At 53.8% G+C, this 18,312-nt stretch carries 17 protein-coding genes; 12 read left to right on the top strand and 5 right to left on the bottom strand.

The window, feature by feature from the left end; genetic code table 11:
* The first annotated feature begins 121 nt into the window (after window positions 1-121).
* The 3 genes from coaBC (at window position 122) to slmA (ending at window position 2,482) form a co-directional block, all read left to right on the top strand.
* Complete coding sequence (coaBC, locus tag ACLJRE_RS12835; RefSeq protein WP_023212619.1) at window positions 122-1,342, top strand: bifunctional phosphopantothenoylcysteine decarboxylase/phosphopantothenate--cysteine ligase CoaBC; 1,221 nt, start codon at window positions 122-124, stop codon at window positions 1,340-1,342.
* A complete protein-coding gene (gene dut, locus ACLJRE_RS12830) occupies window positions 1,320-1,778 on the top strand; it encodes a dUTP diphosphatase (RefSeq protein ID WP_000976078.1) in 459 nt (152 codons plus the stop codon). The genes coaBC and dut overlap by 23 nt, the downstream gene beginning before the upstream one ends.
* A 107-nt stretch (window positions 1,779-1,885) precedes the next feature.
* On the top strand, window positions 1,886-2,482 hold the full coding sequence (gene slmA / locus ACLJRE_RS12825) for a nucleoid occlusion factor SlmA (RefSeq protein ID WP_000818607.1): 597 nt from the start codon (window positions 1,886-1,888) through the stop codon (window positions 2,480-2,482).
* A 77-nt stretch (window positions 2,483-2,559) separates the two neighbouring features.
* Here slmA and pyrE read toward each other — a convergent pair whose 3' ends face one another.
* Both pyrE and rph read right to left on the bottom strand, forming a co-directional pair.
* The gene (gene pyrE, locus ACLJRE_RS12820; protein WP_000806167.1) at window positions 2,560-3,201 is read right to left on the bottom strand and encodes an orotate phosphoribosyltransferase; all 642 of its coding nucleotides are present in this window, start codon (window positions 3,199-3,201) and stop codon (window positions 2,560-2,562) included.
* A gap of 78 nt (window positions 3,202-3,279) precedes the next feature.
* Window positions 3,280-3,996 (bottom strand): ribonuclease PH, encoded by a 717-nt coding sequence (gene rph / locus ACLJRE_RS12815; protein ID WP_001247078.1) that lies wholly within the window; start codon window positions 3,994-3,996, stop codon window positions 3,280-3,282.
* A 125-nt stretch (window positions 3,997-4,121) separates the two neighbouring features.
* Here rph and ACLJRE_RS12810 point away from each other — a divergent pair, with 125 nt between their 5' ends.
* Window positions 4,122-4,985: a YicC/YloC family endoribonuclease gene (locus tag ACLJRE_RS12810; RefSeq protein ID WP_000621347.1), complete on the top strand. Its 864-nt coding sequence runs from the start codon at window positions 4,122-4,124 to the stop codon at window positions 4,983-4,985.
* A gap of 49 nt (window positions 4,986-5,034) precedes the next feature.
* Here ACLJRE_RS12810 and ACLJRE_RS12805 read toward each other — a convergent pair whose 3' ends face one another.
* Complete coding sequence (locus ACLJRE_RS12805; protein ID WP_023212620.1) at window positions 5,035-5,937, bottom strand: LysR family transcriptional regulator; 903 nt, start codon at window positions 5,935-5,937, stop codon at window positions 5,035-5,037.
* Between the two features lie 73 nt (window positions 5,938-6,010).
* Between ACLJRE_RS12805 and ACLJRE_RS12800 the strand changes: the two genes are divergently transcribed.
* Both ACLJRE_RS12800 and ACLJRE_RS12795 read left to right on the top strand, forming a co-directional pair.
* Window positions 6,011-6,892 carry an HARLDQ motif MBL-fold protein gene (locus tag ACLJRE_RS12800; RefSeq protein WP_001082970.1) on the top strand — a complete coding sequence of 294 codons (882 nt, stop codon included), beginning with the start codon at window positions 6,011-6,013 and terminating at the stop codon, window positions 6,890-6,892.
* A gap of 250 nt (window positions 6,893-7,142) precedes the next feature.
* Window positions 7,143-7,760, top strand: coding sequence for a trimeric intracellular cation channel family protein (locus ACLJRE_RS12795; protein WP_000924334.1), 618 nt, complete (start codon window positions 7,143-7,145; stop codon window positions 7,758-7,760).
* On the opposite strand, the gene ligB is transcribed toward ACLJRE_RS12795, so the two are convergent.
* On the bottom strand, window positions 7,757-9,442 hold the full coding sequence (gene ligB / locus ACLJRE_RS12790) for an NAD-dependent DNA ligase LigB (RefSeq protein ID WP_023212621.1): 1,686 nt from the start codon (window positions 9,440-9,442) through the stop codon (window positions 7,757-7,759). The two genes, ACLJRE_RS12795 and ligB, sit on opposite strands and share 4 nt — an antisense overlap.
* Before the next feature lie 256 nt (window positions 9,443-9,698).
* Between ligB and gmk the strand changes: the two genes are divergently transcribed.
* Genes gmk through recG form a run of 5 tightly spaced genes read left to right on the top strand, consistent with a single transcriptional unit; the run spans window position 9,699 to window position 15,563 of the window.
* Window positions 9,699-10,322, top strand: coding sequence for a guanylate kinase (gene gmk / locus ACLJRE_RS12785; RefSeq protein ID WP_000046966.1), 624 nt, complete (start codon window positions 9,699-9,701; stop codon window positions 10,320-10,322).
* A 54-nt stretch (window positions 10,323-10,376) separates the two neighbouring features.
* Window positions 10,377-10,652 (top strand): DNA-directed RNA polymerase subunit omega, encoded by a 276-nt coding sequence (rpoZ, locus tag ACLJRE_RS12780; protein WP_000135058.1) that lies wholly within the window; start codon window positions 10,377-10,379, stop codon window positions 10,650-10,652.
* Window positions 10,653-10,670: 18 nt separating this feature from the next.
* Entirely contained in the window at window positions 10,671-12,782 is a 2,112-nt protein-coding gene (spoT, locus tag ACLJRE_RS12775) for a bifunctional GTP diphosphokinase/guanosine-3',5'-bis pyrophosphate 3'-pyrophosphohydrolase (RefSeq protein ID WP_000280481.1), read from the top strand.
* Window positions 12,783-12,786: 4 nt separating this feature from the next.
* Window positions 12,787-13,476: a tRNA (guanosine(18)-2'-O)-methyltransferase TrmH gene (trmH, locus tag ACLJRE_RS12770; protein ID WP_001068436.1), complete on the top strand. Its 690-nt coding sequence runs from the start codon at window positions 12,787-12,789 to the stop codon at window positions 13,474-13,476.
* Between the two features lie 5 nt (window positions 13,477-13,481).
* The gene (gene recG, locus ACLJRE_RS12765) at window positions 13,482-15,563 is read left to right on the top strand and encodes an ATP-dependent DNA helicase RecG (RefSeq protein ID WP_410957405.1); all 2,082 of its coding nucleotides are present in this window, start codon (window positions 13,482-13,484) and stop codon (window positions 15,561-15,563) included.
* Window positions 15,564-15,598: 35 nt separating this feature from the next.
* On the opposite strand, the gene gltS is transcribed toward recG, so the two are convergent.
* Window positions 15,599-16,804, bottom strand: coding sequence for a sodium/glutamate symporter (gene gltS / locus ACLJRE_RS12760; protein ID WP_000462250.1), 1,206 nt, complete (start codon window positions 16,802-16,804; stop codon window positions 15,599-15,601).
* A gap of 227 nt (window positions 16,805-17,031) precedes the next feature.
* On the opposite strand from gltS, the gene ACLJRE_RS12755 reads away from it, so the two are divergent.
* Window positions 17,032-18,270, top strand: a complete 1,239-nt coding sequence (locus ACLJRE_RS12755) for a nucleobase:cation symporter-2 family protein (protein WP_410957404.1) — start codon at window positions 17,032-17,034, stop codon at window positions 18,268-18,270.
* The last annotated feature ends 42 nt before the right edge of the window (window positions 18,271-18,312 follow it).

The following is an 18,312-nucleotide window of genomic DNA, read 5'->3' as shown; positions in this document are numbered from 1 at the left end:
TCGACGCCCCGATTTTGTTCTTGCGTAGCGCCTCGCAAAGTGGAGCGCAGGCAAAGACACGACGCCGTAGAGATTGTGATAAAATAGCCGCCTTTCAAAGTCACCCAACAGGAAAGACATGATGAGCCTGGCCGGTAAAAAAATTGTTCTCGGCATTAGCGGCGGTATCGCTGCGTATAAAACGCCGGAGCTGGTGCGCCGTTTACGTGAGCGCGGCGCTGACGTGCGCGTGGCAATGACCGAGGCGGCAAAAGCCTTTATTACCCCCCTGAGCTTACAGGCAGTGTCGGGCTATCCCGTATCCGACAGTCTGCTTGACCCTGCCGCCGAAGCCGCGATGGGGCATATCGAGTTGGGGAAATGGGCCGACCTGGTGATTCTTGCCCCCGCGACCGCCGATCTGATCGCCCGTGTAGCATCGGGTATGGCTAATGATTTAGTCTCCACCATCTGTCTGGCGACGCCAGCCCCGGTGGCCGTTCTTCCGGCCATGAACCAACAGATGTACCGCGCTGCCGCCACGCAACATAATCTGGAGGTGCTCGCCTCTCGCGGCCTGTTCATTTGGGGGCCGGATAGCGGCAGTCAGGCGTGCGGCGATGTAGGACCAGGCCGAATGCTGGACCCATTAGTTATCGTTGATAAGGCCGCCGCGCATTTCGCTGCCGTCAACGATCTGCGACATCTTAATATCATGATTACGGCAGGCCCGACGCGCGAACCGCTCGACCCGGTGCGTTATATTTCCAACCACAGCTCAGGTAAAATGGGCTTCGCTATTGCGGCGGCCGCAGCGCGTCGCGGCGCAAATGTCACGCTGGTCTCCGGTCCCGTTTCGTTACCAACGCCGCCTTTTGTAAAACGGGTTGATGTCATAACCGCGCTGGACATGGAAGCCGCTGTTCAGGCCGCCGTTCAACAGCAGCACATTTTCATTAGCTGCGCCGCCGTGGCTGACTATCGCGCAGAGACTATCGCCAGTGAAAAAATCAAAAAACAGGCGGCGCAAGGTGATGAATTACTAATAAAAATGGTCAAAAACCCGGACGTTGTCGCCGGGGTGGCCGCACTCAGTGACAATCGACCCTACGTTGTTGGGTTTGCCGCGGAAACGAATAATGTGGAAGAATACGCCCGGCAAAAACGTATCCGTAAGAACCTTGACCTGATTTGTGCAAATGATGTTTCTCTTTCAAATCAGGGATTTAATAGCGATAAAAACGCTTTACACCTTTTCTGGCAGGATGGAGATAAAGTCTTACCGCTTGAGCGAAAAGAACTCCTGGGCCAATTATTACTCGACGAGATCGTGACCCGTTATGATGAAAAAAATCGACGTTAAGATTCTGGACCCGCGTGTTGGTCAGCAGTTTCCGCTGCCGACTTATGCTACTTCTGGTTCTGCCGGGCTTGACCTGCGCGCCTGTCTCGACGACGCCGTAGAACTGGCGCCTGGCGCAACGACGTTGGTGCCTACCGGATTGGCCATTCATATCGCCGATCCATCACTGGCGGCAGTCATGTTGCCGCGTTCTGGCCTGGGCCATAAACATGGTATCGTGCTGGGCAACCTGGTCGGGCTGATTGATTCCGATTATCAGGGGCAGCTGATGGTTTCGATCTGGAACCGTGGTCAGGACAGTTTTACCATTGAACCGGGCGAACGTATCGCGCAAATGGTGTTTGTTCCGGTCGTTCAGGCCGAATTTAATCTGGTGGAAGCATTTGACGCCACCGAACGTGGCGAGGGCGGCTTCGGTCATTCTGGCCGTAAGTAAATTTTACGCATCCCCATAACGTCATAATACTGCCGCAAGCGCTGAGTTTGCGGTTATAGCGTGGGTGCTCGCCTGGCAAGTGCTTATTTTCAGGGGTATTTTGTAACATGGCAGAAAAACAAACTGCGAAAAGGAATCGTCGCGAAGAAATACTTCAGTCACTGGCGCTGATGCTTGAATCCAGCGATGGAAGCCAACGCATCACGACGGCAAAACTGGCGGCCTCGGTCGGCGTTTCCGAAGCGGCGCTATACCGCCATTTTCCCAGCAAGACCCGCATGTTCGATAGCCTGATTGAGTTTATCGAAGATAGTCTGATTACCCGTATCAATCTGATTTTAAAAGATGAAAAAAACACCAGCACGCGTTTGCGCCTGATTGTGTTGCTGATTCTGGGTTTTGGCGAACGCAACCCTGGCCTGACGCGCATTCTTACCGGGCACGCGCTGATGTTTGAACAGGATCGCCTGCAGGGGCGCATTAATCAGCTTTTTGAACGCATCGAAGCGCAGCTCCGCCAGGTGCTACGAGAAAAAAGAATGCGTGAAGGCGAAGGCTACACGACGGATGAAAATCTGCTGGCAAGCCAACTGTTAGCCTTCTGTGAAGGTATGCTTTCACGGTTCGTGCGTAGCGAATTTAAATACCGCCCAACGGACGATTTCGACGCCCGCTGGCCGCTCATTGCCGCTCAGCTACAGTAACGCTGACTGGATAGAGGCTCACGCCTTATCCAGGCGACAGAAACATAAGCCCGGTAAAGCGCCACCGGGCAATTCGCTTACACGCCAAATTCTTCCCGGTATGCTCGCACAGCCGCCAGATGCTCAGCCATATCAGGTTTTTCTTCCAGATAGGCAATCAGGTCTTTCAGCGTAATGATGGAGATAACCTTACAACCATAGTCGCGCTCCACTTCCTGAATCGCGGAAATCTCGCCGCGGCCACGTTCCTGACGATCCAGCGAAATCAGTACGCCAGCCAGTGTAGCCCCGTGCGCCTGAATAATCTCCATCGACTCGCGAATCGCCGTACCTGCGGTAATCACGTCATCCACCAGCATCACGCGGCCCTGTAGCGCGCTGCCCACCAGACTCCCGCCTTCGCCATGATCTTTTGCCTCTTTGCGGTTAAAGCAGTACGGCAGGTCTTTATCGTGATGTTCCGCCAGCGCAACCGCCGTCGTCGTCGCGATCGGAATACCTTTGTATGCGGGGCCAAACAGCAGATCAAATTCAATACCGGAATCCACCAGCGCTTCGGCATAAAAACGGCCTAACAACGCCAGGTCGCGCCCGGTATTAAACAGCCCGGCGTTGAAGAAATAGGGGCTTTTGCGCCCGGATTTCAGCGTAAACTCGCCAAACTTTAGTACCTGCTTGTTAAGCGCAAACTCAATAAACTGGCGCTGATACGGTTTCATGGATTCGCTCCTTTTCTTACTTTCATCATTTACGAAATTTACGGACAAAAAAAAGGCGACTTTTCAGTCGCCTTAAAATCAATTTTCTAACGCCGCCTTCTGCGTCGCCACAATGGATTCAATTCCCCCTCGGGCCAGCGCCAACAAAGTGAGAAGTTCTTCATGGCTGAACGGCTCGCCTTCCGCGGTACCCTGTACTTCAATAATGCGGCCGTCTTCAGTCATCACGACGTTCATGTCGGTTTCTGCGGCGGAATCTTCAACATATTCCAGATCGCAGATCGCTTCGCCGTTAACGATGCCTACGGAAACCGCCGCCACCATGCCTTTCATCGGATTGGTTTTCAGCTTACCGTTGGCAACCAATTTATTCAGCGCATCCGCCAACGCCACGCAGGCACCGGTAATAGACGCTGTACGCGTACCGCCATCGGCCTGGATTACATCGCAGTCCAGCGTAATGGTAAATTCGCCGAGCGTTTTCAGATCGACCGCTGCACGCAGCGCACGCGCGATCAAACGCTGAATTTCCATAGTACGGCCGCCCTGCTTACCCTTTGCCGCTTCACGCGCATTACGGGTATGGGTAGCGCGAGGCAACATGCCATACTCTGCGGTGATCCACCCCTGGCCTTGCCCTTTCAGAAAACGAGGGACGCCTTCTTCAATGGAGGCGGTGCACAACACTTTGGTATCTCCAAATTCGACCAGTACCGAGCCTTCAGCGTGTTTTGTATAGTTACGGGTCAGGGTTACGGGACGCACCTGATTAGCGCTACGGCCTGCTGGACGCATATTGAGATCTCCGGCTTAAAACGAATGTGGCTGCGCATTATACGGACTTCCGATGGTTATTCCTATCCTGACAAGGCCTGGATAGCTATAATCCCCTCATCTCTCCTTTAAAAACGGGAACATCTATGATCCGCAGTATGACCGCCTACGCCCGGCGTGAAATCAAGGGTGAATGGGGTAGCGCGACCTGGGAAATGCGCTCGGTAAACCAGCGTTATCTGGAAACTTACTTTCGTCTGCCGGAACAGTTCCGTAGTCTTGAACCCGTCGTGCGCGAACGCATTCGTACACGCCTGACGCGTGGCAAAGTCGAATGTATGCTGCGTTTTGAACCCGATGCCAGCGCGCAAGGCGAGCTTATTCTGAATGAAAAGCTAGCGAAACAATTAGTTAGCGCCGCAAACTGGGTCAAAATGCAGAGCGACGAAGGGGAAATCAATCCGGTTGATATTTTGCGCTGGCCAGGTGTCATGGCGGCGCAAGAGCAGGATCTGGACGCGATTGCCGCAGAAATTTTAGCCGCGCTGGACGGTACGCTGGATGACTTTATCATCGCGCGCGAAACGGAAGGCCAGGCGCTGAAAGCGCTGATTGAACAACGGCTGGAGGGCGTCAGCGCCGAAGTAGCGAAAGTCCGCGCGCATATGCCGGAAATCTTGCAATGGCAGCGTGAACGTCTGGTCGCGAAGCTGGAAGATGCTCAGGTTCAGTTGGAAAACAACCGTCTGGAGCAAGAGCTGGTGATGATGGCGCAGCGCATTGATGTGGCGGAAGAGCTGGATCGTCTGGAAGCGCACGTCAAAGAGACTTACAACATTCTGAAGAAAAAAGAGGCGGTAGGTCGCCGTCTGGACTTCATGATGCAAGAATTTAACCGTGAGTCGAACACCCTGGCCTCCAAATCCATCAACGCTGATGTAACTAACTCCGCTATTGAATTAAAAGTGTTGATCGAGCAAATGCGCGAGCAAATCCAGAATATTGAATAATTCTGGCGCTCAATATGTCACAGAGCCCGCCTTATGCGGGCTCTCGCGTTTATCGGTAGTACGTTTTTAATTTCCGGCGAATAGCGTCGATAAGGCGTCGCTTCCACTCTACCGTCGAAGCCCGATACTGCATAAAAATAGCGCCTTCCGCCTGCTCCCCGGCAAGCGGCAGGACAAAAAGACCGCGCTTATCGGATAAATTTTCATACCAGGGGCGCGGTACAATCGCCATTAGCGGCGCCGACTGGACAGCAGGCGCAAGTTGACTGTAATCATGACAAACAAACGCCAGCGGACGTTCAAACCCGGCACGAGCCTGCTGCCTGTCCAGTTCGTTGTTCTCTTTTGTCCACGGCAAACAGTAAATGTGCTGATAACGCTGTAGATCAGCAAAATTCAACGCTGTGGCATTCTCCAGACGTGAACGCAATGGCGCGCCATAAACCGCGATCAAACGCGTCGTCCCCACCCGCTCGTAATGCAGAGCGCTGACCTGCTTTTGATGGTCGCCAATTGCCAGCACCAAATCAACCGAGCTATCCAACAGTTCATCACGCCAGGGTCGGCGGGCAAAAGGAAGGCACTCGATCACCGCCTGATGAAGATGACCTTTCTCTGCGAGAACGGGCGTAAGCAGCGCGTTCAATGCGGGAGGAAGTACCACCCGAAAACAACGGGAGCCGTTCTCTTTATCGCCAAACAGCTCCTCATTAAGCGAAACAAACACAGGTGCCAATTTGTCACGCAGCGCCTGCGCATAAGGCGTAGGAATCTGGCGGTTCCCTTCCCGTCGAAACAACGGGTCGTTTAGCGCATCGCGCAATCTCATTAACGCATGACTTACCGCAGAAGGCGACAAAGCCAGCTTTTGCGCCGTTTTCCCCGTAGAGCTCGTCTCCAGCAGCACATACAGTACTTTTAACAGGTTCATATCCATTTGCAGCAAGTTCATTAAACGTCTCTCTTATTGAACCTGGCTAAATTACTGCCAGGTATACTGCGGGCGCTTCAATCAGGAGAACATTATGAATCGCTATGCATTATTCTTTGTATGTATATTTTCAACATCAGCACTTCCTGCCATGGCGGCATTAGATCCTTCACAACCGTTATCACCCGCGCCTCCGTTATCACTGTTTAAAGCATGGGCTAAACCTATGAAGCCGTTTCAAATCACAGAAGGCGTGTGGTATGTCGGCACGGAAAATCTCTCTTCTATTCTGCTGACCACCCCGGCAGGGCATATTCTTATTGATGCGGGATTGGATGAAAGCGCACCGCAAATTAAAGCGAATATTGAAGCGGCAGGATTCCGCCTCACAGACATACGCTATCTATTGAACAGCCATGCGCGGCTGGATCAAGCGGGGGGCATGGCACGTTTGAAAGCGTGGAGCGGCGCACAATTGGTCGCCAGCCAACCCAACGCCGATCAGATGGCGAGGGGTGGACGAGAGGATTTTGCGCTTGGCGATGCGCTCCCCTTCCCGCCCGTCACCACTGATAAAATTATCCACAACCAGGAAAGCATCAGCCTCGGAGGGATAACCGTGACAGCACTATTCACGCCCGGACATCTGCCCGGCTCAACTTCCTGGCGCGTAACGCTCCGCAACGGCAAGACGCTAATTTACGCAGATAGTCTCGCCACACCTGACTATCTGCTGATTAACAACAAAAATTACCCTGACTTGGTTACTGATATTCAGAGCAGCTTTAAGACACTGGCCGCCCAGCATGTTGATATCTTTATTGCCAACAAAGGTGACCGCTTCGGGCTACTGGAGAAACGACAGCAACTTCGCAACGGCGATACACAGGCTTTCTTTGATTCCAATGGCTTGCAACAGTATGTGGAACGCTCGCGCCAGCGCTTCATCACACAACTTACCGCACAGCAGCCATAATGAAATGATTCACCGGCGGCGCGTCCAGGGCGCCGTTCTTTTAAATTATCTAAGTCAAAATAGAAAAACCTCGCATACAATAAACCACAAAAATGATGTTCAATTTATTGATATTTATAATAAATAATTATTAATCATAAATTTAAAATCATTACTAAAATTTATTAATCGTGTAATGCCTTAGAAAATCTCAATCGTGATACAGCGCACAAATCGTTAATCTTCGCCCCCAGTAAATTAGGGGGAAATCATGCTGTTGCACGTTCTTTATTTAATTGGCATCACTGCCGAGGCCATGACGGGCGCACTCGCTGCGGGTCGTCGTCGCATGGATACATTCGGCGTAATTATTATTGCTACCGCCACCGCCATTGGTGGAGGATCGGTTCGCGACATTCTGCTCGGTCACTATCCGCTGGGTTGGGTGAAGCATCCCGAATATGTCATTATTGTGGCGACTGCCGCTGTATTGACCACCATTGTTGCCCCCGTCATGCCCTATTTACGCAAGCTTTTCCTGGTACTTGACGCGCTGGGGTTGGTGGTTTTCTCTATTATTGGCGCTCAGATAGCCCTTGATATGGGCGAAGGGCCAATTATCGCCGTGGTAGCCGCCGTCACTACCGGCGTCTTTGGCGGCGTGCTCCGCGATATGTTCTGCAAACGCATTCCACTGGTGTTTCAAAAAGAGCTATATGCCGGCATTTCGTTCGCCTCGGCGGTGCTCTATATTGCGCTGCAACATTACGTCATGAATCCGGATGTCGTCGTTATCTCTACGTTACTGTTTGGCTTTACAGCAAGGTTATTAGCGCTACGTCTTAAACTTGGCCTGCCGGTATTTTATTACCGCCATGAAGGGCACTAAGACCCAAATCCGGGAATATGCTGAGCAGCCAGCCATCTGCTCAGCGCTTTGATCTGCGGATTATTCCGCCAGTCGATGACTCTCCCGGCACGACGCTCGCCCGTCGCTGGTAACTGCCGCCAGTGTTGCTCTGTTCGCATTAATAACTGCTCCCATGAACGATCGCCGCTGGCCTGTAATGCAGCCTGCGTTAAGGGGATATCCATCGCCATGATCCAGCGGGTAAACGACTGCCGGCGCGCCAGGTTAAATTGCCGCCATATCTGCTCGCTTTTTCCTTTAGCAAAGCCTGGCGTGTTGGCTATTTGCGCTGACGTCAGGGCAAGCCAGGAGAAGATATGCTCAAAGCGATGCGTCTGATGCAAGGCCCGCCAGCTGGCTTCGCCCATTCCGTCCAGACCCAACGCCGATCGTGATCCCAGCCATACCAGCCTGGAGATAAACTGTTCCTGACACGTTGCCGACGCGTAAAAGCAGGTCAGCGAGTTGAAATGGCTATCAGGCGGTACAGGCTTACTCCGCTCACGACTCCGCCAGACGACCTCATCAAGCCGGGGAATGCCTTGCCCGGCCAGACTCACCAGGATCTGATCGCCCGGCGCGATATCCCACGCTTCCCAACGTTTCACAGAGCCGATATTGACCCGCTGAACCCGCTTATCATCCAATATAACGGGGACAAGCGACGCTACTACGGTAATTTTGCCGCTTTTCCCCACCGAGAACTGAATAGCGCTCACTTGCGCGACCTGCGCTACTGGCGGATATTTCCATGCTGCCAGCCAGTCGCCCTGCCCGGGTCGCCAGTATTGTGCCGCGGGCTCTTTAGCCATGCGTATCACTACGCCATCCGTCACAAAGGGCAACGCTGACGTCAGCCATGACTGGCGCGCCCGCTCGACCTCGCTGGCATCTTTTACCGCCAGGGTATATTTCTTCGTCAGACTGAATCCAGCCTTAGCAAGTTGGCTTAATCTTTCGGGCATATTTGCCGGACCGTCCGGCCACGCCCAAATAAAAATACCCAACGAATTTAGCGCGGAGGCGTTATCCTGGCGCATTAACATTCCTGCGACTTTCGAGCGCGCATTCATCCCGCCCATCCGTTGCTGGATATGCCCCTCGCGCTGTAGAAAGATTTCGCCCTGCAAAACCGCGTTAGCAAGCGCGCCTTGTGTTGTCTGCGGTATAGAGGGGATCAGGCGAATTTTTGGCGTCCAGTCCTCGCCTTGTAGTCCGTTACCTCGGCTGATAGCCCTGGCCAGTTTACCGTTTTGATAAACCAGCGTTACCGCTACGCCATCCACTTTTGGTTGTACCCAAAGCTCGCTGCGCCCGCGCATCCACTGTTCTACCGCCTGCCGGTCCGCGAGTTTACGTACGCCCGTATGCGCAACAGGATGCATTGTTGTACCGTTTAACGGCGGTGAAACCGGAGTAGATGAAACATCCTGACCAACACAGCGTTGCCACTGAACCAGCCTTGCGCTGAGTTGGTCGTACACACTATCGTCAACCGCGCTAACGCCTTGTTTCCAGTAAATGTCATTCCAGTCAGCGAGCTGTTGCTGTAAACGGGCAATTTCTTCAGCGGCCCTTGCTGGCGGCCAGGCCGGGCAAAGCGCCCCACTCTGCGAATGCCACAATAAAATTCCCCACGCCATACTTTTCCATAATCTCATCACGACCTCCTGCGCACATTGCCCGGCAGGTATAGCGCTTTAGTGAATAAAAACCGACAGGTAAAAATGCATCATCCGAGCCGCTTTCCAGATTTTTTGGTGGGTTGCTGCAACGACGCGATAAAAGCGGAAAAAGGGACGCAAAATGCAATAATCTGGCGCAAAAAGTGTGACAAAGACTACGTCGCATAACGGCGATGTGTATAATAAGCCCGTATCAAGGCTCTATTTCGATAATCACAGACGTAAGATACTCATGGCTCAAGGTACGCTTTATATTGTTTCTGCCCCCAGTGGCGCGGGTAAATCCAGCCTGATTCAGGCTTTATTAAAAACCCAACCGTTGTATGACACTCAGGTTTCCGTTTCACATACCACGCGCGCGCCGCGTCCGGGTGAAGTGCACGGTGAGCACTATTTCTTTGTAAATCATGATGAGTTTAAAACCATGATTGGCAGGGAGGCGTTTCTGGAGCACGCGGAAGTGTTTGGCAATTACTACGGCACTTCGCGCGAAACCATTGAGCAAGTGCTGGCAACCGGCGTTGATGTTTTTCTCGATATCGACTGGCAGGGCGCCCAGCAAATTCGCGAAAAGATGCCGCAAGCACGCAGCATTTTTATTTTGCCGCCGTCAAAGATCGAATTGGATCGCCGTTTACGCGGTCGCGGGCAAGATAGCGAAGAAGTCATTGCCAAACGAATGGCGCAAGCGGTTGCAGAAATGAGCCATTACGCCGAATATGATTATCTTATTGTGAATGACGACTTTGATACCGCGTTAAGCGACTTGAAAACCATCATTCGCGCTGAACGTCTGCGTATGAGCCGCCAAAAGCAGCGTCATGACGCTTTAATCAGCAAATTGTTGGCAGACTGAACCCACTTTCAGTATCATGCCCAGTCATTTCTTCACCTGTGGAGCATTTTAAGTATGGCACGCGTAACTGTTCAGGACGCTGTAGAGAAAATTGGTAACCGTTTTGACCTGGTACTGGTCGCCGCGCGTCGCGCTCGTCAGATGCAGGTAGGCGGAAAGGATCCGCTGGTACCGGAAGAAAACGATAAAACTACCGTTATCGCGCTGCGCGAAATCGAAGAAGGTCTGATTAACAACCAGATCCTTGACGTCCGCGAGCGCCAGGAACAGCAAGAGCAGGAAGCCGCTGAATTACAAGCCGTTACCGCTATTGCTGAAGGTCGTCGTTAATCACAAAGCGGGTCGCCCTTGTATCTGTTTGAAAGCCTGAATCAACTGATTCAAACCTACCTGCCGGAAGACCAGATTAAGCGTCTTCGGCAGGCGTATCTCGTTGCACGTGACGCTCACGAGGGCCAGACACGTTCAAGCGGTGAACCCTATATCACGCACCCGGTAGCGGTGGCCTGTATTCTGGCCGAGATGAAACTCGACTACGAAACGCTGATGGCCGCTCTGCTGCATGACGTGATTGAAGATACCCCCGCCACCTATCAGGACATGGAACAGCTTTTCGGTAAAAGCGTTGCCGAGCTGGTAGAGGGGGTGTCGAAACTTGATAAGCTCAAGTTCCGCGATAAGAAAGAGGCGCAGGCCGAAAACTTTCGCAAAATGATTATGGCGATGGTGCAGGATATCCGCGTCATTCTCATTAAGCTTGCTGACCGTACCCATAACATGCGCACGCTGGGCTCATTACGCCCGGATAAACGTCGTCGTATTGCCCGCGAAACGCTGGAAATCTACAGTCCTCTGGCGCACCGTTTAGGTATTCATCACATTAAAACCGAGCTGGAAGAGCTGGGTTTTGAAGCGCTGTATCCCAATCGTTACCGCGTCATCAAAGAAGTGGTAAAAGCGGCGCGCGGCAACCGTAAAGAGATGATCCAAAAAATCCTCTCTGAAATCGAAGGACGCTTGCAAGAGGCGGGAATTCCGTGTCGCGTTAGCGGTCGCGAAAAACATCTTTACTCGATCTACTGTAAAATGGTGCTCAAAGAGCAGCGTTTTCACTCGATCATGGACATTTACGCGTTTCGCGTCATCGTTCATGACTCCGATACCTGCTATCGCGTACTCGGCCAGATGCACAGTCTCTATAAGCCGCGTCCGGGACGCGTGAAAGACTATATAGCCATTCCCAAAGCGAACGGCTATCAGTCTTTGCACACCTCGATGATCGGCCCGCACGGCGTTCCTGTTGAAGTCCAGATCCGTACCGAAGATATGGATCAGATGGCGGAAATGGGGGTCGCGGCGCACTGGGCGTATAAAGAACACGGTGAGACCAGCACCACGGCGCAGATCCGCGCCCAGCGCTGGATGCAGAGCCTGCTGGAGCTACAACAGAGCGCCGGTAGTTCGTTTGAATTTATCGAAAGCGTAAAATCCGATCTCTTCCCGGATGAGATTTACGTTTTCACCCCGGAAGGACGCATTGTCGAACTGCCCGCTGGCGCTACGCCGGTGGATTTTGCCTATGCAGTGCATACCGACATCGGTCACGCCTGCGTCGGCGCGCGTGTCGACCGGCAGCCTTATCCGCTGTCGCAGCCGCTTAGCAGCGGTCAGACCGTCGAAATTATTACCGCGCCAGGCGCGCGTCCCAACGCCGCCTGGCTGAACTTTGTCGTCAGCTCTAAAGCGCGCGCTAAAATTCGTCAGTTGCTGAAAAACCTCAAACGTGATGACTCCGTAAGCCTGGGCCGTCGTCTGCTTAACCATGCTTTAGGCGGTAGTCGTAAGCTGGCGGAAATTCCGCAGGAAAATATTCAGCGCGAATTGGATCGTATGAAGCTGGCAACGCTTGACGATCTGCTGGCGGAAATCGGTCTCGGCAACGCGATGAGCGTAGTGGTCGCGAAAAATCTGCAGCAAGGCGAAGCCGTGGTGCCGACCGTTGCGCAATCGAATCACGGCCACCTGCCGATTAAAGGCGCGGATGGCGTGCTTATCACCTTTGCGAAGTGTTGTCGTCCGATCCCAGGCGACCCGATCATCGCCCACGTAAGCCCAGGTAAAGGACTGGTGATCCACCACGAATCCTGCCGTAATATCCGTGGATACCAGAAAGAGCCAGAGAAATTTATGGCGGTCGAATGGGACAAAGAGACGGAGCAGGAATTCATTACCGAAATCAAGGTGGAAATGTTTAACCATCAGGGCGCGCTGGCTAACCTGACGGCGGCGATTAATACCACCACCTCCAATATTCAAAGCCTGAATACTGAAGAGAAAGATGGTCGCGTCTATAGTACCTTTATTCGCCTTACCGCACGCGATCGCGTACATCTTGCGAATATCATGCGCAAAATCCGCGTGATGCCAGACGTTATTAAAGTCACCCGTAACCGAAACTAGCGCTATGAATCCAAAACGTTATGCGCGTATATGCGAAATGCTCGCCAGGCGTCAGCCTGATCTCACGGTCTGCATGGAGCAAGTCCACAAACCTCATAACGTTTCTGCAATCATTCGTACCGCAGATGCCGTTGGCGTCCATGAAGTCCATGCTATCTGGCCAGGTAGCCGGATGCGTACCATGGCTTCCGCGGCGGCGGGCAGCAACAGTTGGGTACAGGTGAAAACACACCGTACCATTGGCGATGCGGTAGCCCATTTGAAAGGGCGGGGAATGCAGATTCTGGCAACCCATCTTTCTGATAAGGCCGTAGACTTTCGCGAGATTGATTACACGCGCCCGACCTGTATTCTGATGGGTCAGGAGAAAACCGGTATTACTCAGGAAGCATTAGACCTGGCAGATAGGGACATCATCATTCCGATGATCGGCATGGTACAGTCGCTGAACGTTTCCGTCGCCTCCGCGCTCATTCTTTATGAAGCCCAGCGCCAGCGGCAGAACGCGGGCATGTATCTGCGTGAAAATAGCATGTTGCCGGAAGATGAACAGCAGCGCCTGCTATTTGAGGGCGGTTATCCGGTGCTGGCGAAAGTCGCTAAACGTAAAGGTCTTCCTTATCCTCGCGTCAATCAGCAGGGCGAAATAGACGCCGATGCTGACTGGTGGGCGACGATGCAGGCGGCAGGGTAATCACCATGTCAGGCCGCTTGTTAGACGCTGTTCCGCTCAATTCCCTGACAGGTGTCGGCGCAGCGCAAAGCAGTAAACTGGCGAAAATTGGCCTGCATACCGTCCAGGATTTGCTATTACATCTTCCTCTGCGTTACGAAGACCGTACCCATCTCTACCCCATTGGCGAACTGCTGCCTGGCATCTACGCCACCGTTGAAGGTGAAGTGCTGAACTGCAATATCACTTTCGGCGGTCGTCGGATGATGACCTGCCAGATTAGCGACGGTTCCGGCATTCTTACCATGCGCTTTTTCAATTTTAACGCAGCGATGAAAAACAGCCTGGCGACGGGGCGACGTGTGCTGGCCTACGGGGAAGCGAAGCGCGGCAAGTATGGCGCAGAGATGATCCATCCGGAATATCGCCTGCAGGGCGATCTCAGCACGCCGGAACTTCAGGAAACGCTCACCCCCGTCTATCCGACCACCGAGGGCGTGAAGCAAGCGACACTGCGCAAGCTTACCGATCAGGCGCTGGAGTTGCTCGACACCTGCGCCATTGCCGAACTACTGCCGCCGGAACTGGCGCAGGGTATGATGAGCCTGCCGGAGGCGCTACGTACCTTGCATCGCCCGCCGCCGACACTCCAGCTCGCCGATTTAGAAACCGGCAAACACCCGGCGCAGCGGCGGCTTATTCTTGAAGAGCTACTGGCGCATAATCTCAGTATGCTGGCACTTCGCGCAGGCGCGCAGCGCTATCACGCTCAGCCGCTAAGTACAAACGATACCTTAAAGCAGCAACTGTTAGCGTCGTTGCCGTTTAAACCCACCAGCGCGCAGGCGCGGGTGGTAGCAGAGATCGAACACGATATGGCGCTCGATGTGCCGATGATGCGTCTGGTTCAGGGCGACGTGGGTTCCGGTAAAACGCTGGTTGCCGCGCTTGCCGCCTTGCGCGCTATTGCCCACGGTAAGCAGGTCGCGTTGATGGCGCCGACCGAACTGCTCGCCGAACAGCACGCAAATAATTTCCGCAACTGGTTCGAACCGTTGGGCGTTGAAGTGGGTTGGCTGGCGGGTAAGCAAAAAGGTAAAGCGCGTCAGGCGCAGCAAGAGGCTATTGCCAGTGGTCAGGTACAGATGATTGTCGGCACCCACGCAATCTGCCAGGAACAGGTGCAGTTTAATGGGCTGGCGCTGGTCATTATCGATGAGCAGCACCGCTTTGGCGTCCACCAGCGTCTGGCATTGTGGGAAAAAGGCCAGCAGCAGGGCTTTCATCCGCATCAGTTGATTATGACCGCAACGCCTATTCCGCGCACCCTGGCGATGACTGCCTACGCCGATCTCGATACCTCGGTGATTGACGAGCTACCGCCGGGCCGTACCCCTGTCACTACCGTTGCTATTCCGGATACCCGTCGCCATGAAATCATTGATCGTGTGCGCAACGCCTGCACAACCGAAGGCCGTCAGGCCTACTGGGTCTGTACGCTGATTGAAGAGTCCGACCTGCTGGAAGCGCAGGCGGCGGAAGCCACCTGGGAGGAACTCAAGCTGGCGTTACCGGAGTTGAATATCGGCCTGGTACACGGCCGCATGAAGCCCGCCGAAAAACAGGCGGTGATGCAGGCCTTTAAGCAGGGTGAACTGCATCTGCTGGTCGCCACTACGGTGATTGAGGTGGGGGTCGATGTTCCTAACGCCAGCCTGATGATTATTGAAAACCCTGAGCGACTGGGCCTGGCGCAATTACACCAGCTCAGAGGGCGCGTTGGCCGTGGCGCGGTCGCATCGCACTGCGTGCTGCTCTATAAATCACCGTTGTCGAAAACGGCGCAGAAGCGTTTACAGGTATTGCGCGACAGCAATGACGGCTTTGTGATTGCGCAAAAAGATTTAGAGATTCGCGGCCCGGGGGAATTACTGGGCACGCGCCAGACGGGTAACGCCGAATTTAAAGTAGCTGATTTGCTGCGCGATCAAGCCATGATCCCCGAAGTTCAGCGTATTGCCCGTCATATTCACGAACGTTATCCGCAGCAGGCACAAGCGCTGATTGAGCGCTGGATGCCGGAAACCGAACGTTATTCCAACGCCTAATGAGCACGGCGGCTTTAATGCCGCCGTACAAACTATTATTGCGCGAAAATCGGCAGCATCAGGTACAGCTTGATCACCAACGCATTAACGATATCGATAAAGAACGCACCAACCATCGGCACCACCAGGAACGCCATATGCGAGGGGCCAAAACGGTCGGTAATCGCCTGCATATTAGCAATGGCGGTCGGCGTTGCGCCCAGGCCAAAACCGCAGTGACCCGCCGCCAACACCGCTGCATCGTAGTTTTTCCCCATCATGCGCCAGGTGACGAAGATCGCGTACAGCGCCATGAAGATGGTCTGTACCACCAGAATCGCCAGCATCGGCAGCGCCAGCGACGCCAGTTCCCACAGCTTCAGGCTCATCAGCGCCATTGCCAGGAACAGTGACAGACTCACGTTCCCCAGCACCGAAACAGCACGCTCAAATACGCGATAAAAACCCACCAGCGCCAGGCCATTGCTGAGGATCACCCCAACAAATAGCACACAAACGAAGACCGGCAGTTCAAGCACCGTTCCCGCCAGTAGCTGCGCTACGATTTTGCCCACGGTCAGACAGATAGCAATCAGGGCGATGGTTTCGATTAGCACCAGAGAAGTGATCATACGGCCCACATCCGGCTTTTCAAAGGCTGTCGGCACGGCCTGATCGTCAGGCATTCCATCCGGCGTGGTGGAGTGTTTCACCAGATAACGCGCTACCGGGCCGCCAATCAACCCGCCCAGCACCAGGCCAAAGGTTGCACATGCCATCGCAACTTCGGTGGCATTGGCAAAACCATAACGTTCGACGAACAGTTTACTCCACGCCGCGCCGGTACCGTGTCCGCCGGACAGCGTAATTGACCCGGCAATCAGCCCCATTAACGGGTCCAGCCCCAACAGACTCGCCATGCCGATACCGATGGCATTCTGCATCAGCAGTAATCCGACCACGACGACCAGGAAGACGCCAACAACGCGTCCCCCCTTGCGCAGGCTGGCAAGGTTAGCGTTAAGGCCGATCGTCGCGAAAAACGCCAGCATCAACGGATCGCGCAGGGTCATATCAAAGTTGACCTCCCAACCGACGCTTTTTTTCAGCACCAGCAGCGCAACCGCGACCAGTAACCCCCCTGCCACCGGCTCCGGAATCGTATATTTCTTCAGTAAGGAGACAGACTGGACCAGCTTGCGACCCAGTAGCAGCACCAGCGTGGCGGCGACAAGGGTCGATAAGGTATCGAGTTCAAACATTTAAAGCTCCTGTAGTGCGCTGTGACACGTGCGCACAAATCATTTCCTGAGTCAGTTTTTTAGCTCTTTGCGAGTCTTCGGCATGGATTTTAAGCAGAAAAAGGCAAAAAGTTATATAAAAAGGTGCATTTATCTTTTTTAAATATTAAGAATATTCGCTCGCAATCGTTTGCTTTTACCACCTGGTCAGATAAAATCACCGCTTTTCCACCACGAGAATGTCCCTGATGTCCGTTAACGCCATCGAGCCGGCAGATGCGCAACCGGTTGCGCAGACGCAAAACAGCGAATTAATTTACCGTCTTGAAGATCGCCCGCCGCTCCCTCAAACACTTTTTGCCGCTTGTCAGCATCTGCTGGCCATGTTTGTCGCGGTAATCACGCCAGCGCTGTTAATCTGCCAGGCGTTGGGTTTACCGGCGCAGGATACGCAGCACATTATCAGCATGTCGCTGTTCGCCTCCGGCGTAGCCTCTATTATTCAAATCAAAGCGTGGGGGCCGGTAGGATCGGGGCTGTTATCCATCCAGGGAACCAGTTTTAACTTTGTCGCCCCGCTGATTATGGGCGGTACCGCGCTGAAAACCGGCGGCGCGGATGTCCCGACGATGATGGCGGCGCTGTTCGGCACGCTGATGCTGGCAAGCTGCACCGAGATGGTGCTTTCTCGCATTCTACATCTGGCGCGCCGGATTATCACGCCGTTAGTCTCCGGCGTCGTGGTGATGATTATTGGCCTGTCGCTGATTCAGGTGGGGCTAACCTCCATCGGCGGCGGCTATGCCGCCATGAGCGACAACACCTTTGGCGCACCGAAAAACCTGCTGCTGGCCGGCGTCGTCCTGGCCATTATTATCCTGCTGAATCGGCAGCGTAATCCCTACCTACGCGTGGCTTCTTTGGTTATTGCCATGGCGGCAGGCTATCTTTTGGCCTGGTTTATGGGCATGTTGCCTGAGAATAACGCACCAGTCTCGCAGGACATCCTGATGGTGCCGACCCCGCTGTATTATGGTCTGGGCATTGACTGGAACCTGTTACTGCCGTTGATGCTGGTCTTTATGATTACGTCGCTGGAGACCATCGGCGACATCACCGCCACCTCTGATGTCTCCGAGCAGCCGGTATCCGGCCCCTTGTATATGAAACGGCTAAAGGGCGGCGTACTGGCTAACGGCCTGAACTCATTTGTTTCAGCGGTATTTAATACGTTCCCGAATTCCTGTTTCGGTCAGAACAACGGCGTAATTCAGTTGACCGGCGTCGCCAGCCGCTATGTGGGATTTGTCGTCGCGCTGATGCTGATTATCGCCCTGTCGCTGGCCGTGGGTCTTGGCGTCTCGCAACAGCCGCAGATCCTGCAGTTCGCGCCGGAATGGGTGAAAAATCTGCTCTCATCCGGAATTGCCGCTGGCGGCATCACGGCTATCGTGTTGAACCTGATTCTCCCGCCGGAAAAACCGTAAAAACCCTGCGGCGGCGACGCGATTCGCCGCTGCTGTAACGCT

The sequence above is a fragment of the Salmonella sp. SAL04157 genome (genome assembly GCF_046551635.1).
In the GTDB taxonomy this organism is placed as follows: Bacteria; Pseudomonadota; Gammaproteobacteria; order Enterobacterales; family Enterobacteriaceae; genus Salmonella; species Salmonella enterica.
This window is presented reverse-complemented; position numbering and strand designations above follow the sequence as displayed.

Coding starts and splice junctions, on each gene's coding strand:
- coaBC (WP_023212619.1), top strand. CDS start 122: ATGAGCCTGGCCGGTAAAAAAATTGTTCTCGGCATTAGCGGCGGTATC.
- dut (WP_000976078.1), top strand. CDS start 1,320: ATGATGAAAAAAATCGACGTTAAGATTCTGGACCCGCGTGTTGGTCAG.
- slmA (WP_000818607.1), top strand. CDS start 1,886: ATGGCAGAAAAACAAACTGCGAAAAGGAATCGTCGCGAAGAAATACTT.
- pyrE (WP_000806167.1), bottom strand. CDS start 3,201: ATGAAACCGTATCAGCGCCAGTTTATTGAGTTTGCGCTTAACAAGCAG.
- rph (WP_001247078.1), bottom strand. CDS start 3,996: ATGCGTCCAGCAGGCCGTAGCGCTAATCAGGTGCGTCCCGTAACCCTG.
- ACLJRE_RS12810 (WP_000621347.1), top strand. CDS start 4,122: ATGATCCGCAGTATGACCGCCTACGCCCGGCGTGAAATCAAGGGTGAA.
- ACLJRE_RS12805 (WP_023212620.1), bottom strand. CDS start 5,937: ATGAACTTGCTGCAAATGGATATGAACCTGTTAAAAGTACTGTATGTG.
- ACLJRE_RS12800 (WP_001082970.1), top strand. CDS start 6,011: ATGAATCGCTATGCATTATTCTTTGTATGTATATTTTCAACATCAGCA.
- ACLJRE_RS12795 (WP_000924334.1), top strand. CDS start 7,143: ATGCTGTTGCACGTTCTTTATTTAATTGGCATCACTGCCGAGGCCATG.
- ligB (WP_023212621.1), bottom strand. CDS start 9,442: ATGAGATTATGGAAAAGTATGGCGTGGGGAATTTTATTGTGGCATTCG.
- gmk (WP_000046966.1), top strand. CDS start 9,699: ATGGCTCAAGGTACGCTTTATATTGTTTCTGCCCCCAGTGGCGCGGGT.
- rpoZ (WP_000135058.1), top strand. CDS start 10,377: ATGGCACGCGTAACTGTTCAGGACGCTGTAGAGAAAATTGGTAACCGT.
- trmH (WP_001068436.1), top strand. CDS start 12,787: ATGAATCCAAAACGTTATGCGCGTATATGCGAAATGCTCGCCAGGCGT.
- recG (WP_410957405.1), top strand. CDS start 13,482: ATGTCAGGCCGCTTGTTAGACGCTGTTCCGCTCAATTCCCTGACAGGT.
- gltS (WP_000462250.1), bottom strand. CDS start 16,804: ATGTTTGAACTCGATACCTTATCGACCCTTGTCGCCGCCACGCTGGTG.
- ACLJRE_RS12755 (WP_410957404.1), top strand. CDS start 17,032: ATGTCCGTTAACGCCATCGAGCCGGCAGATGCGCAACCGGTTGCGCAG.